This window comes from Streptomyces sp. YIM S03343 (assembly GCF_054729195.1).
The window spans coordinates 5,356,473-5,369,580 of sequence record NZ_JBPUKX010000001.1 but is presented as its reverse complement, the minus strand read 5'-3'; the positions used below and the strand labels follow the sequence as shown (position 1 = coordinate 5,369,580).

10 protein-coding genes and 1 pseudogene are annotated in these 13,108 nt (G+C 70.0%); 4 read left to right on the top strand and 7 right to left on the bottom strand.

Translation table 11 applies throughout. From position 1 onward, the window contains the following. Positions 1-44 precede the first annotated feature (44 nt). Positions 45-920 (bottom strand): pyruvate formate-lyase-activating protein, encoded by an 876-nt coding sequence (pflA, locus tag ACSYGN_RS23515; protein WP_460398734.1) that lies wholly within the window; start codon positions 918-920, stop codon positions 45-47. An 18-nt stretch (positions 921-938) separates the two neighbouring features. Then, positions 939-3,239: a formate C-acetyltransferase gene (pflB, locus tag ACSYGN_RS23510; protein WP_460398732.1), complete on the bottom strand. Its 2,301-nt coding sequence runs from the start codon at positions 3,237-3,239 to the stop codon at positions 939-941. Between the two features lie 433 nt (positions 3,240-3,672). Here pflB and ACSYGN_RS23505 point away from each other — a divergent pair, with 433 nt between their 5' ends. The 3 genes from ACSYGN_RS23505 to ACSYGN_RS23495 all read left to right on the top strand — a co-directional run bounded on the left by ACSYGN_RS23505 (position 3,673) and on the right by ACSYGN_RS23495 (position 7,184). Next, entirely contained in the window at positions 3,673-4,725 is a 1,053-nt protein-coding gene (locus ACSYGN_RS23505) for a P1 family peptidase (protein WP_460398730.1), read from the top strand. Positions 4,726-4,956: 231 nt separating this feature from the next. Further along, positions 4,957-6,183, top strand: coding sequence for a L,D-transpeptidase (locus tag ACSYGN_RS23500; protein ID WP_460398728.1), 1,227 nt, complete (start codon positions 4,957-4,959; stop codon positions 6,181-6,183). A 254-nt stretch (positions 6,184-6,437) separates the two neighbouring features. Then, positions 6,438-7,184, top strand: coding sequence for a DUF6227 family protein (locus ACSYGN_RS23495; protein ID WP_460398726.1), 747 nt, complete (start codon positions 6,438-6,440; stop codon positions 7,182-7,184). Positions 7,185-7,256: 72 nt separating this feature from the next. On the opposite strand, the gene ACSYGN_RS23490 is transcribed toward ACSYGN_RS23495, so the two are convergent. The 5 genes and pseudogenes from ACSYGN_RS23490 to ACSYGN_RS23470 all read right to left on the bottom strand — a co-directional run bounded on the left by ACSYGN_RS23490 (position 7,257) and on the right by ACSYGN_RS23470 (position 11,536). Continuing rightward, positions 7,257-7,544: a hypothetical protein gene (locus ACSYGN_RS23490; protein ID WP_460398724.1), complete on the bottom strand. Its 288-nt coding sequence runs from the start codon at positions 7,542-7,544 to the stop codon at positions 7,257-7,259. 112 nt (positions 7,545-7,656) lie between these two features. Beyond that, the gene (locus ACSYGN_RS23485; protein ID WP_460403959.1) at positions 7,657-8,013 is read right to left on the bottom strand and encodes a hypothetical protein; all 357 of its coding nucleotides are present in this window, start codon (positions 8,011-8,013) and stop codon (positions 7,657-7,659) included. A 175-nt stretch (positions 8,014-8,188) separates the two neighbouring features. After that, positions 8,189-9,136, bottom strand: coding sequence for a 1-phosphofructokinase (pfkB, locus tag ACSYGN_RS23480; protein ID WP_460398722.1), 948 nt, complete (start codon positions 9,134-9,136; stop codon positions 8,189-8,191). After that, positions 9,133-9,537, bottom strand: a pseudogene (locus ACSYGN_RS23475) (DeoR/GlpR family DNA-binding transcription regulator); the annotation flags it as partial. The pseudogene ACSYGN_RS23475 and the gene pfkB, both read right to left, overlap by 4 nt. Before the next feature lie 388 nt (positions 9,538-9,925). Then, positions 9,926-11,536, bottom strand: coding sequence for an MFS transporter (locus tag ACSYGN_RS23470; RefSeq protein ID WP_460398720.1), 1,611 nt, complete (start codon positions 11,534-11,536; stop codon positions 9,926-9,928). Positions 11,537-11,598: 62 nt separating this feature from the next. Between ACSYGN_RS23470 and ACSYGN_RS23465 the strand changes: the two genes are divergently transcribed. Next, complete coding sequence (locus tag ACSYGN_RS23465) at positions 11,599-12,567, top strand: helix-turn-helix transcriptional regulator (RefSeq protein ID WP_460398718.1); 969 nt, start codon at positions 11,599-11,601, stop codon at positions 12,565-12,567. Positions 12,568-13,108 lie beyond the last annotated feature (541 nt).

Below are 13,108 nucleotides of genomic sequence, written 5' to 3'. Positions count from 1 at the left end.
CCGATCGCTTCGGATCGGATGCCGGTCGTCCCGTGGGTTCGGGTTCACACCGCGAAGAGTCCGTAGGCCGTGAAGATGGCCTTGGCCTGTGCCGTCTGCTCCGGTGTCGGGCTGGGTGTGTCGTGCAGGGTGAATTCCTTGCCGAGTGCCTGCCACTTCGCCTCGCCCAGCTTGTGGAAGGGCAGGACGTCGACGCGGGAGACATTGCCGAGGGTGGCCGCGAAGGCCGCGACTCCCTCGACATTCTCCGGTGCGTCGGTGAGACCCGGCACCAGCACGAACCGCACATGGACCTCCTTGCCGAGGTCCACCAGCCGGTGCGCGAAGTCGAGCGTCGGCTGGAGCGGGCGGCCGGTGACCCGGCGGTAGGTCTCACGGTCCCAGGACTTGATGTCGAGCAGGACGAGGTCGGTGTCACGGAGCAGAGCGTCCGTGGCGCGGACCCCGAGGAAGCCCGAGGTGTCCAGGGCGGTGTGCAGACCGAGTTCGTGCTTGAAGCGGTTCAGCAGCTCGCCGGTGAACACCGGCTGGAGCAGCGGTTCGCCGCCGCTGACGGTGGCGCCGCCACCGGAGGCCGCGATGAAACGCTGGTACTTCCCCGCTTCGGCGACCACGTCGTCGGCGCTGGTCCGCTTGCCGTTCCGCATCCGCCACGTGTCGGGATTGTGGCAGTACAGGCAGGTGAGCGGGCAGCCGGACAGGAAGGTCACGAAGCGGGTACCGGGTCCGTCGACCCCGGTCGAGAGGTCCCACGAGTGGACCGAGCCCACCGCCGGCCGACGGGCCACGGCGGCGGCCGGCGTGGACGGAGTGGAAGGAGTGATCGGCGTGGACGGGATGGCCTGCTCAGCCGAGGTGGTGGCCTCGTCGACGGGGCACCCCGCCCACGCCGGCATGGCCGACGCAGGCGGGAGAAGCATGGTCATCGTCCCTCTCTCTCAGAGCGAGCCGTGGAAGGTGCGGTTGATGACGTCGAGCTGCTGCTCACGGGTCAGGCGGATGAAGTTCACAGCGTAACCGGAGACCCGGATGGTGAGCTGCGGGTACTTCTCGGGGTGCTCCATCGCGTCCTCGAGCGTCGTCTTGTCCAGCACGTTCACGTTCATGTGGAAGCCGTCGCTGCCCATGAATCCGTCCAGGACACCCGCGAGGTTGGCGGTGCGCTCCTCGGGGTTACGGCCCAGGGCGTCCGGGGTGATCGTGTTGGTCAGCGAGATGCCGTCCTCCGCGTCGTCGTACGGGAGCTTCGCGACGGACATCGCCGAGGCGATGTAGCCGTGCTCGTCACGCCCGTTCATCGGGTTGGCGCCCGGTGCGAAGGGGGTGCCGCCGCGACGGCCGTCCGGCGTGTTGCCGGTCTTCTTGCCGTAGACGACGTTCGAGGTGATCGTCAGCACCGACTGGGTGTGCACCGCGTCGCGGTACGTCGGGTGCCGGCGGACCTTCTCCATGAACTCGTGGACGAGCCACTTGGCGATGTCGTCGGCCTGGTCGTCGTTGTTGCCGTAGGCCGGGTACTCGCCCTCGATCTCGTAGTCGACGGCAAGGCCGGTCTCGTCACGGATGACCTTGACACGCGCGTACTTGACGGCCGAGAGCGAGTCGGCGGCGACCGACAGACCGGCGATGCCGCACGCCATGGTGCGCAGGATCACCTTGTCGTGGAGGGCCATCTCCAGGCGCTCGTAGGCGTACTTGTCGTGCATGTAGTGGATGACGTTGAGCGCGTGGACGTAGGTCTTGGCCAGCCAGTCCAGCATCGCGTCGTACTGCTTGAGCAGGGTCTCGTACTCGAGGTACTCGCCGGTGATCGGCTCGAAGCCCTGGACGACGGTCTTGCCGGACTTCTCGTCGCGGCCACCGTTGATCGCGTAGAGCAGGGCCTTGGCGACGTTCACACGGGCGCCGAAGAACTGCATCTGCTTGCCCATCGCCATCGCGGAGACGCAGCAGGCGATCGCGGTGTCGTCACCGTACTTCGGGCGCATCAGCTCGTCGGACTCGAACTGGAGGGCGCTGGTGTCGATGGCGACCTGGGACGCGAACTTCTTGAACGGCTCCGGCAGCTGCGGCGACCAGAAGACGGTGAGGTTCGGCTCCGGCGCGGCACCGAGGTTGTACAGGGTGTTCAGCGCGCGGAAGGTGGTGCGGGTGACCAGCGGCCGCCCGTCGGCACCGATACCGCCCATCGACCAGGTGACCCAGGTGGGGTCGCCGGAGTAGAGCTCGTTGTACTCCGGGGTGCGCAGGAAGCGGACGATACGGAGCTTGATGACGAAGTCGTCGATGATCTCCTGGGCCTCGGACTCGGTCAGGAGACCGGCCTCGATGTCCCGCTGGAGGAAGATGTCGAGGAACGCGTCGATGCGGCCGATCGACATGGCCGCGCCGTTCTGCTCCTTGACGGCGCCGAGGTAGGCGAAGTACAGCCACTGGACGGCCTCACGGCCGGTGCGGGCCGGACCCGAGATGTCGAAGCCGTAGGAGCCGGCCATGGCCTTGAGCTCCTTGAGGGCCTTGATCTGCTCGCTGGTCTCCTCGCGCTCCTGCATGACGCGGTCGCTCGGCCAGTCGGCGTCGAGGGCGGCCTTGTCGGCGAGCTTGGCCTCGATGAGCTTGTCGACACCGTAGAGGGCGACGCGGCGGTAGTCACCGATGATGCGGCCGCGGCCGTAGGCGTCGGGGAGGCCGGTGATGATGCCGGAGGAGCGGCAGGCGCGGATCTCGGGGGTGTAGGCGTCGAAGACACCGTCGTTGTGGGTCTTGCGGAGCTTGGTGTAGATCTCGGCGACCCGCTGGTCGGCCTCGTAGCCATAGGCGTTGAGGGCGCCCTCGACCATGCGCCAGCCACCGTTCGGCATGATCGCCCGCTTGAGCGGCGCATCGGTCTGGAGACCGACGATCACGTCGAGGTCCTTCTCGATGTAGCCGGGCTCGAAGGCGTCGATACGGGACGGGGTCTTGGTGTCGACGTCGTAGACACCGCGCTCGATCTCGGTCGGGAACATCCCGAGGAGCTTGTCCCATACCTTCGTGGTCCGCTCGGTGGGGCCGGCGAGGAAGGAGGAGTCACCCTCGTAGGGGGTGTAGTTGTTCTGGACAAAATCCCGGACGTCGACGGCGTCGCGCCAGAGGCCGCCGCGGAAGCCTTCCCAGGCATCTCCCGTCGCTGGCGTGTCGGTCGCCCTCTCCGCCGCAGCAGGAGTGACGGTGTTGGATTCCGCAGGAGTGGCAGTCATGACGCGCACCTTCCGCATCGCTTCGTCGGTACGCATCCATTGCACGCCCATGGCAAGCGTTCGGGGAGTTGCTTTGGTCCCCCATGTGGACCCAAAGGTCCTATCGATGATCGATCAAACGGGGGCCCATACCCTGCGACCTGGTGTTTTGGGCGGGACCTTGTTCCTTTGACCGCTTGTGAAGCGCTGCGCAATTGTTTTCTGGAATTTCCGCGCATGCGCGCGGCTCTGCGCTCAACTGTGCCGGCCGCCGTATTACTCGTGGTGCTATTGCTGTCGCTCTGCGGCGCTCTTACCGGGGCCCGGGCGGTATTCGCGACGGCCGCGGTGTGCGCGCTGGCGGTGGTCGCGGGAGCAGTTGGGGCCGGCGTGGGTGCGGCGGCGGGCGCGTCGGCAGGAGTGGCCGCCGGGCGGCCCGGCAAGACTGATCGGCATGACAGTCGACGCTTTGACGGATGTCGCCGGGGTGCGCGTCGGGCACGCGACCCGCACCGGGGACGGCTGGCTCACCGGCACCACGGTCGTCCTCGCACCGGAGGGCGGGGCCGTGGCGGCCGTGGACGTACGCGGGGGCGGCCCCGGGACCAAGGAGACCGACGCCCTCGACCCGCGCAACGTGGTACGGAAGGTGGAGGCGATCGTCCTGACCGGAGGGAGTGCGTACGGACTCGATGCGGCGTCCGGCGTGATGGCCTGGCTGGAGGAGCGCGGGCGCGGGGTGCGCGTGGGGCCCGACCCGTCGCACGTCGTGCCGGTGGTGCCCGCCGCGTGCGTCTTCGACCTGGGGCGCGGCGGAGACTTCCGGGCCCGGCCGGACGCGGCCACCGGACGCGCGGCGGTCGAGGACGCCGCCGCGAGCACACCGGGCGCGCCGGTGCCCGAGGGGTGCGCAGGCGCCGGAACGGGCGCCGCCGTGGGCCAGCTCAAGGGCGGCGTCGGCACGGCGAGCACCGTCCTCGGTTCCGGGATCACGGTGGCCGCCCTGGTCGTCGCCAACGCCGCGGGGTCGGCCGTGGACCCGGAGACGGGCGCGCTGTACGGCGAGTTGTTCCAGGGCCGGGTGACCTACCCGGAGCCGCACGTGCACGAGGCGGCACGCCGCCGGCTGGCCGAGGCCGCCGCTAAGAACGCGCCCGTCCCCCTCAACACGACGCTCGCCGTGGTCGCAACGGACGCCGATCTGTCGAAGGCCCAGGCGCAGAAGCTCGCCGGCACGGCGCATGACGGCATCGCGCGCGCCGTGCGGCCGGTGCACCTGCTCAACGACGGCGACACGGTGTTCGCACTGGCCACCGGCGCCCACCCGCTGGACGCCGGAAACCCGCTCGCGCTCAACGACCTCCTCGCGGCGGGCGCGGACACCGTGACCCGCGCCATCGTCCGCGCGGTACGCGCAGCGGAGTCGGTGACGACGGCGGGGACGGGAGCCGGGGCGGGGGCGGGCGGGGTGTGGCTGTCGTACGGGGAGGTGTACGGGAGGGGGTAGGGAGGGGGCGGGAGCGCGAAGGGGGTGGTGAGGAGGTGGTGGTGGGGCGGGGCGGGGGCGGGGGGAGGGAGGGGGGAGGGGCCCCCGGAACGCGTGCGTGCTGTGCGATTGTCCCGGTTCTGTCACGCGACGATACGGAGAGCGATCGGCGGGAACCTTCCCCGCCGCCCTTCCCCTCTCTCTCCACGCACTGGAGCGGATGACGCACACCACACGAACCTGGAGCAGCCCGTGACAAGGCCGGACATAGCAGCGCGGCGCGCACTGGTGGCCTGTGCCGCCCTGATGGTCGGCACCTTCGCCCTCACCGCGTGCGGCGGCAGCGCCAACGCCAAGGACGACGCCGACAACGGCAAGGGCGGCAAGGACGCCAAGACCTCGACCGCGCAGATCGTGATCTCGGCCAAGGACGGCTCCACGAGCGCGTCGATCAACACGACCGGCGTGAAGGTCAGCCGCGGACGGCTGACCGAGGTGAAGATGACCGTGTCGGACTCTGGGCAGGCCGTGGCGGGCACGATCTCCGCGGACGGCACCGTCTGGAAGCCGAAGCAGCAGCTGGAGCGCGGCACCAAGTACGCGATCTCGGCGACCGCGAAGGACGGCAGCGGCCGTACCGCGGCGGCCAACTCGATCTTCACGACGGTCACTTCGGCCAACAGTTTCATCGGGACGTACACGCCGGACGACGGCACCACGGTCGGTGTGGGGATGCCGGTGTCGTTCACCTTCGACAAGGTGATCAGCGACAAGAAGGCCGTGCAGTCGCACATCACGGTCACGTCCAGCAGCGGGCAGCAGGTCGTCGGGCACTGGTTCGGGGCGCAGCGGCTCGACTTCCGGCCCGAGGAGTACTGGAAGGCCGGCTCCAAGGTCACGATGAAGATCGACCTGGACGGTGTGCAGGGCGCGAACGGCGCCTTCGGTGTGCAGAGGAAGACCGTGACCTTCACGATCGGCCGGTCTCAGGTGTCCACGGTCGACGCGAACACGCAGACCATGACGATCATGCGGGACGGCAAGACTCTCAAGACGCTCCCGGTCTCGACGGGCAGCCCGGAGCACACCACCTACAACGGGCAGATGGTGATCTCCGAGAAGTTCAAGCAGACCCGGATGAACAGCCAGACGGTCGGTCTGGGCGGTGAGTACGACATCCCGGACGTGCCGGACGCGATGCGCCTGACCACCTCGGGCACCTTCATCCACGGCAACTACTGGTACAACAAGGGGAATCCGCCGTTCGGCCGGGAGGGCACCAGCCACGGCTGTGTGGGGCTGGCGGACGTGCAGGGCGGCGGCTCGGGCGGCACGCCCGCGAGCTGGTTCTTCGGCGACTCGCTGATCGGTGACGTGGTGATCGTCAAGAACTCCCCCGACAAAACGGTCGCGCCCGACAACGGGCTCAACGGCTGGAATCTGTCGTGGAGCGAGTGGACGTCAGGCAGCTCCGCCTGATCCCGGCAGGTGCCGGCCCTCTCGGGCCGTCACCGATCATCTCCGGCCATCTCTGACCGTCCCCGGCCGTCCTTCCGACGGCCCCACCCTCACCTGACCAGGCATTTTCCACGGTCTACCGGGCCGCGCGGGAACTTTTCGCGCGGCCCGCGCGTTTTCCGCGCATACGTTTTCTCGGTTCCCGGACATGATGTCCGGCCGAGGGGCTACGGTATGCACCCACAAGGTGACATGCAGCAACGCCGGGAGAAGCCTTGAGCGTTCCGTACGAGACGGCAGCGTACGAGCCACCCGAGTCGCCCGAGTCTCCTGAGGAGCACCTCGAGCGACTCCTCGGCCGTGCCCTGAACTCCTTCGAGCTGCCCGACGAGACGATACGGCGGCTCGACTGCGCGCTGGCGTACGCCGGTTCACTGCACTCCGCGCACCACAGCGCGGGGCTGCACAGCGAGACGTACCGGCACACCTGGCTGCTCGCCGACGGTTCGGCGCTGACGCTCTGGGAGCTGGTCCACAACAGCCTGCCCGGCGCCGCGGCCGAGCACGAGGTGTATGTGGACGAGGAGGAGCTGCACACCGCGACGGCCCGGCTGCCGCTGCCGCCGGACACCCCGGACTTCGAGCTGCCGGTGCTGGTGCAGCTGTCACCGATGCCCGAGCCCCGGCATGTGTATGTGCCGGACGATTCGGCGGACCACGCGCGTCGGCTGCTGCGCCGCGCGGAGAACCAGGACCGGCCGGACACGGAAATCGCCGAGTTATTGACCACGGCCTTCGCGCACCAGATCACGCAGGCGTTCGGGCGCCCCTGCCGCGCGGGACGTATCGGGCTGTGCTTCTCGCTCTACGAGCACGCGTTCCTGCTGCGGGACGGCAGGGAGCTCTCCCTGTGGGAGGTCGAGCACACGGCGACCCCGGACGGGCGGCACATGTGCGAGGTGTACGGCACGGAGGACGCAGCCAGGGACGCCATGGAGCGGCGGGCGGGGCGGCTGTCCTGAGGGGGTGACCCGGCGGGGCCGCGGACCCGGACCGCCTGTGCGCCCGCTCCGGCGGGGACTCGGCGGTCGCCGTCAGCGGCTGTCGCCGAACTGCCGTACCAGGCCGGCGAAGGCGGCCTGTTCCTCCGGGGTCAGTTCCACGGGCTTCGGCTCGGGACCGTTCGCGGGCTCGGACGGGCCGGGGGCGGCGGGCAGCTCTCGGTACACCGTGCGGATGGCCTCGTTCTGTACGGCGTTCCGTACGGCGGCCATCATGCGGCGGCGGCGCAGGAGGTGCTGGAAGAAGACCAGCCAGAGGGCGGTTACCGCGGCGAGAACGGTCAGTCCGGCCAGCCGGGCGATCGCGACATGCTCAGGCATGCGTTCCAGTAGACACCACGGTCCGGGGCTGCAGCCCCGGACCGTGACGTACCTCGCATGTGATGTAATCGGCTCACACCGCCCCAAAGGGACAGAGTGGCGGTGAAGGCCGTCAGGCCGTCGCTGGCTGCTTGGTGTCCTCGCTGCCCTCGGCGTTCGCCGTCGCCGCAGCCGCACCCACCGGCGTGCCGGAAGTGTTCTCCTGGCCCGGCTTGCGCATGCCCTTCAGGACGACGACGGTGACCGCGCCGCCCGCCATCGAGGAGGGGATGACGCGCAGCGGGTCGGCCGCGGCAAACGGGATCGCGCCTTCGGAGATGAAGGAGAGGCCGAGGACCCAGGCGGCCTTGCCGTTCTCGGTCTCGGTCTCGGTCTCGGTCTCGGTCTCGGTGAAGAGCTTGCCGCGGACGGTGGTGGCGAGGGCCATGGCCAGCGGCGGCACCATACCGGCCGCCATCACGGCCGCCATGAGGGAAAGCGGGGAGGGGAGGGAGGGGGGAGGGTGTGGAGGCGGGGCCCGTTCAGGCCCCGCCTCCGGTCGGCCACAGCGAGAATCGGGGGCTCACCGCTCGAATGGCCGGTCCAGGGAGTCGTCCGCGGCCGGGGTGCCGGGGACGGCTGGGGTGTAGCGCCGGTCGGCGCGCTCAGGACACCGGTTCGGTCAGTACCCGGTCCACCGGGATGTCGTCCGTGACCGTCACGGCCGTCGGGTCGAGGTCGTCCGGGGTCGGCATCACGCTTCCCGGCAGCTGTACGGCCGCGGCGCCGTGCGCGATGGCGGAGGCCAGCGCCTGGGGCCCGCTGCCGCCGGCGATCAGGAAGCCGGCCAGCGAGGAGTCGCCCGCGCCGACATTGCTGCGCACGACGTCCACGCGTGCGCTGCCGAACCAGGTGCCGGCGTCGTCCACGAGCAGCTGCCCGTCGGCGCCCAGGCTCGCCAGCACGGCACGGGCGCCCATGGCGCGCAGTTCCTCGGCCGCCTTCAGCGCGTCGCCCACGGTCGTCAGGGGGCGTCCGACGGCCTGGGCCAGTTCCTCGGCGTTGGGCTTGACGACATCGGGCTGCTCTCGCAGCGCCTCCAGCAGCGCGGCACCCGAGGTGTCGAGCGCGATCCGCGCGCCGCCGGCGTGCGCCCGGGCGACCACATCGGCGTACCAGGACGGCGCGAGTCCGCGCGGCAGGCTGCCGCAGCAGGCGATCCAGTCCGCGTCACGGGACTGCTCGCGCACCGTCTCCAGCAGCAGCTCCTGCTCGGCGGCGGACAGCTCCGGACCCGGCGCGTTGATCTTGGTGAGCACCCCGTCCGCCTCGGCGAGGGCGATGTTCGAGCGGGTGGGGCCGGCGATCGGGACGGGCGCGACCTCGATGCCCTGGGCGTCGAGCAGATCGGAGACCAGCGCTCCCGGCGCACCGCCCAGCGGCAGTACGGCCACCGTGTGCTGCCCGGCGGCGGTCACGGCTCTTGAGACGTTGACCCCCTTGCCGCCCGGGTCGGTGCGCTCACCGGTGGCGCGGATGACCTCGCCGCGGTCGAGCGACGGGACCTCGTAGGTCCGGTCGAGGGACGGGTTCGGGGTGACGGTGAGAATCATGCGCGCACTACTTCCATGCCGCCGCGTTCCATGACGGCTGCGTTGTCGGGGCTCAGCCCGCTGTCGGTGATCAGCAGGTCCACGTCGCTCAGGCCGCCGAACCGGGCGAAGTACTCCTGGCCGTACTCGGAGGAGTCGGTGAGGAGCACCACACGGCGGGCCGCGGCCATGGCCGCGCGCTTGACCGCGGCCTCCGCGAGGTCAGGAGTGGTCAGTCCCTGTTCGGCGGAGACGCCGTTGGCAGCCACGAACAGGACGTCGGCGCGGACCTCGCCGTAGGCGCGCTGCGCCCAGGCGTCCACGGCGGCGCAGGTGCGGTGCGGGATGCGCCCTCCGACAAGATGAAGCTGGATGGCGGGGTGATCGGCGAAGCGGGCGGCGGTCGTCAGGGAGTGTGTGATCTCCTGCTGCCGCTCCGGCGGGTACATGCCCGTTTACCTCCGCCTCATGCCCGAACCTGTGGTTTCCGCGCAAGAGTACCGTCCGAATGCCCGAAAAGTAAACAGGTTCAGACCCCATCCGGACACGATCGGACTTACGCCACCCAGACGGAACTGCGAGCCCACCCATCCATCAACCAAGACTCCACTGAAGCGCGTTGACGCATTTCAGCCCCCGACGAGGGGCCGGACTGAGACGCATGTCACTCGATAGCGCAATCTGCGAACAGACAGAAGAAGGCGCAATCGGACATTACCGCCATTACCGACTCCGGCCCGGCCTGCCGGACATAACCGCAGGGGCCCAGCACCGGAAACGGTGCCGGACCCCTGTAATGGAGAGGACGGCTCAGCGCACCAACTCGGGCGCGGGCTCGGATTCGGGGTCGGGCTCACTCCAGGCCTCGTCCCCCACGGCCCGCACGCCCCGCGCGTGGTCCACCGCGTCCCCGGCCCCCTCCACATGGTGCGCGGGCCGCTTCGGCAGGGCCGACATCAGCACGAAGATAACTCCCAGCACCGCCGCCACCCACCACAGCGCGTGCTGGAAGGCATGCGCGAAGGCGGGGCCGACCTGGCCGGGGCGCAGCCGGTCGTCGATGACGCCGAAGAACACCACCGACACCAGCCCCAGCCCCAGCGCGTTGCCCATCTGCTGCACGGTGTTGATCAGCCCGGACGCCGACCCGGCGTGCTCGCGCGGCACCTCCGACAGCACCGCGTCCGTCAGCGGCGCGACGATGAACCCCATCCCGGCACCCATGACGACCAGCGGGAGCGCCATCTGCCAGGAGGCGATACCGAGGCCGTAGCGGTGCGCCTCGCCGATGTAGAGGAGCACGCCCACCGCCATCAGCAGCGCGCCCGCCTGGAGCACCTTGCGTCCGAACCGCGGCACGAGCTTCTGGACCGACAGCCCGGCGGCCATCGACACGGCGATCGAGAACGGCACCCCGGTCAGACCCGCGTGCAGCGGGCTCCAGCCGAGCCCGATCTGCATGTAGAGCGTCCACACCAGGAAGAAGACGCCCAGCGCGACCCCGAAGACGGTCTGCACGGCGATGCCCGCGGCGAAGCTCTTCACCCGGAACAGCGACAGCTCGACCAGCGGCGATCCGTCCCGCGCCGCCTTGCGCCCCTCGTACGCCACCAGCGCCGCGAACACGACGAGCGAGCCGCCCATCGACACGTACCCCCACACCGGCCAGCCCAGCTCACGGCCGCGGGTCAGCGGATACAGCAGCATCAGCAGCCCCAGAATCACGAGTACGACGCCGACCAGGTCCAGCTTGAGGGCGTGCGGGGCCCTGGACTCGGTGATGAAGCGGCGGCCGAGGAGGAACGCGACGACGCCGACCGGCAGGTTGATCAGGAAGATGGGCCGCCACTCCAGGCCGAAGAGGTTCCACTCCGTCAGCAGCGCGCCGAGCAGCGGACCGGAGACCGCTCCCAGGCCGATGATCGCGCCGAACAGGCCGAACACCTTGCCCCGTTCATGCACGGGGAAGGTCGCGTGCACGATGGACAGCACCTGAGGCACCATCATCGCCGCCATGCCGCCCTGGAGGATGCGCGAGGCGACCAGCATCTCCGGGTTCACGGCGAAGCCGCACAGCGCGGATGCCAGTGTGAAGCCGCCGATACCGACGAGGAACAGCCGTTTGCGGCCGTGGATGTCGCCGAGCCGCCCACCGGTGATCAGGCCGGCGGCGAACGCGAGGGCGTAACCGGCGGTGATCCACTGGATCTGGCTGAACGATGCGCCCGCGTCCCGCTGGATGGAAGGGATGGCGATGTTGACGATCGTGACGTCGACCAGGTCCATGAAGGCCGCGGTCATCACGATCGCGAGCGCGAACCAGCGACGGCGGTCGCCCGTCCCGGGGGCGGTGGTGTCCCGGGCTGTGCCCGTAGCGGTATGCGTTCCGCTGTCCGAAATGGTGTCCGTGGTGGAGGTCATGCCGTCACGCTAGAAGCGCATTAGGTCAGGTTGTGTCCTAGACGTGGAGCATCCTGTACGACATGACGACGGACACCCCGGCCCGGCTGCTTCAGCTCCTCTCCCTCCTCCAGACGCCCCGCGAATGGCCCGGCGGCGAGCTGGCCGAGCGGCTCGGGGTGTCGCGGCGCACGGTACGGCGGGACATCGACCGGCTGCGGGAGCTGGGCTACCCGGTGCAGGCGACGAAGGGCTCCGAGGGCGGGTACCGGCTGGCCGCGGGCAAGGCCATGCCACCGCTCGTGCTGGACGACGAAGAGGCGGTGGCCATCGCCGTCGGGCTGCGCGCCGGTGCCGGGCACGCGGTCGAGGGCGTGGACGAGGCGTCCGTACGGGCGCTGGCCAAGCTGGAGCAGGTGCTGCCGTCCCGGCTGCGGCATCGCGTCAATACCCTTCAGTCCGCGACCACCCCGCTGGCCAGCGGTGACGGGGCCAGCATCGCGCCGGAGACCCTCACCGTCATGGCGTCGGCCATCGCCGGCCGGGAACGGCTGCGGTTCGCCTACCGCGCCAAGGACGGCGCGGAGTCCCGGCGGCAGACGGAGCCGTACCGCCTGGTGTCGACGGGGCGGCGCTGGTACCTCGTCGCCTACGACCTCGGTCGCGCCGACTGGCGCACCTTCCGGGTGGACCGGGTGAGCGAGCCGTTCGCGACCGGCGCGCGGTTCGCTCCGCGGGAGCTGCCGACCGGGAGCGCGGCGGAATATCTGCGGCAGTCCATCCAACGGCGGCAGGAGACCTACGAGTTCGAGGTCACCTTCGCCGCGTCCGCCGAGACGGTCGCGCGGCGCCTGCCGGCCTGGGTGGGCGTACCCGAGCCGATCGACGACGCCAACTGCCGTCTGCGCGCGACCTCCGACGGGCCCGCCGAGTGGCTCGCGGCACGGCTGCTGATGCTGGACCTCGACTTCACGGTGCGGGAACCCGCTGAACTCGTGCATCTCGTAAGGAAGTTGGGGACGCGCCTACTCCGGGCGGCGGGAGACGGGTGAGAACCCGCCCGACGACAGGCTGCGCGCGGCTCGTATCCGCCGTTCGACGGGCGGGACGGATATGGCAAAATCTGCCATCCGGCGGGCCACCCCGGGGTTCAGGTCCGGGGTGGCCCGCCTTCGGCGCTGTGGGCCTCAGGGACTGCCGCCGTAGCCGCGACCGTCTCCGCACCGGCCGCGTGCCCGACACCAGCCGTTGCGCTCGGCACCGGCCGCGCGCCCGGCGCCGTCCGCTCCCCTGCCCGGCTCCGTCACGTCGTGTCACTCAAGGGACGAGCCGGGCCCCGGCACCTGGGGGGTAGGCGCCGAAGCCCGGCTCTCGGGAAGTCCCGGCGCCGGGGGGGTTGCGACGGGACGTGGTCCATGGGGTGGTCTATGAGGTGGTCTATGAGGTGGTCTATAGAGTTGAGCACACCACTTCGTAAGGCAGCGCACGGCAACACATGGCAGCTCATGGCTTCTTGAGGCCCCGAAGGTTCCGAGGCTTGGAAAGGTACCGTCCAGAACCCTCAACTCCTGGGCCCTGAAGCTTTGTTCCCGT

Coding starts and splice junctions, on each gene's coding strand:
- ACSYGN_RS23485 (WP_460403959.1), bottom strand. CDS start 8,013: ATGGCGGCCGTGATGGCGGCCGGTATGGTGCCGCCGCTGGCCATGGCC.
- ACSYGN_RS23470 (WP_460398720.1), bottom strand. CDS start 11,536: ATGACCTCCACCACGGACACCATTTCGGACAGCGGAACGCATACCGCT.
- ACSYGN_RS23505 (WP_460398730.1), top strand. CDS start 3,673: ATGACAGTCGACGCTTTGACGGATGTCGCCGGGGTGCGCGTCGGGCAC.
- pfkB (WP_460398722.1), bottom strand. CDS start 9,136: ATGATTCTCACCGTCACCCCGAACCCGTCCCTCGACCGGACCTACGAG.
- ACSYGN_RS23465 (WP_460398718.1), top strand. CDS start 11,599: ATGACGACGGACACCCCGGCCCGGCTGCTTCAGCTCCTCTCCCTCCTC.
- ACSYGN_RS23490 (WP_460398724.1), bottom strand. CDS start 7,544: ATGCCTGAGCATGTCGCGATCGCCCGGCTGGCCGGACTGACCGTTCTC.
- pflA (WP_460398734.1), bottom strand. CDS start 920: ATGCTTCTCCCGCCTGCGTCGGCCATGCCGGCGTGGGCGGGGTGCCCC.
- pflB (WP_460398732.1), bottom strand. CDS start 3,239: ATGACTGCCACTCCTGCGGAATCCAACACCGTCACTCCTGCTGCGGCG.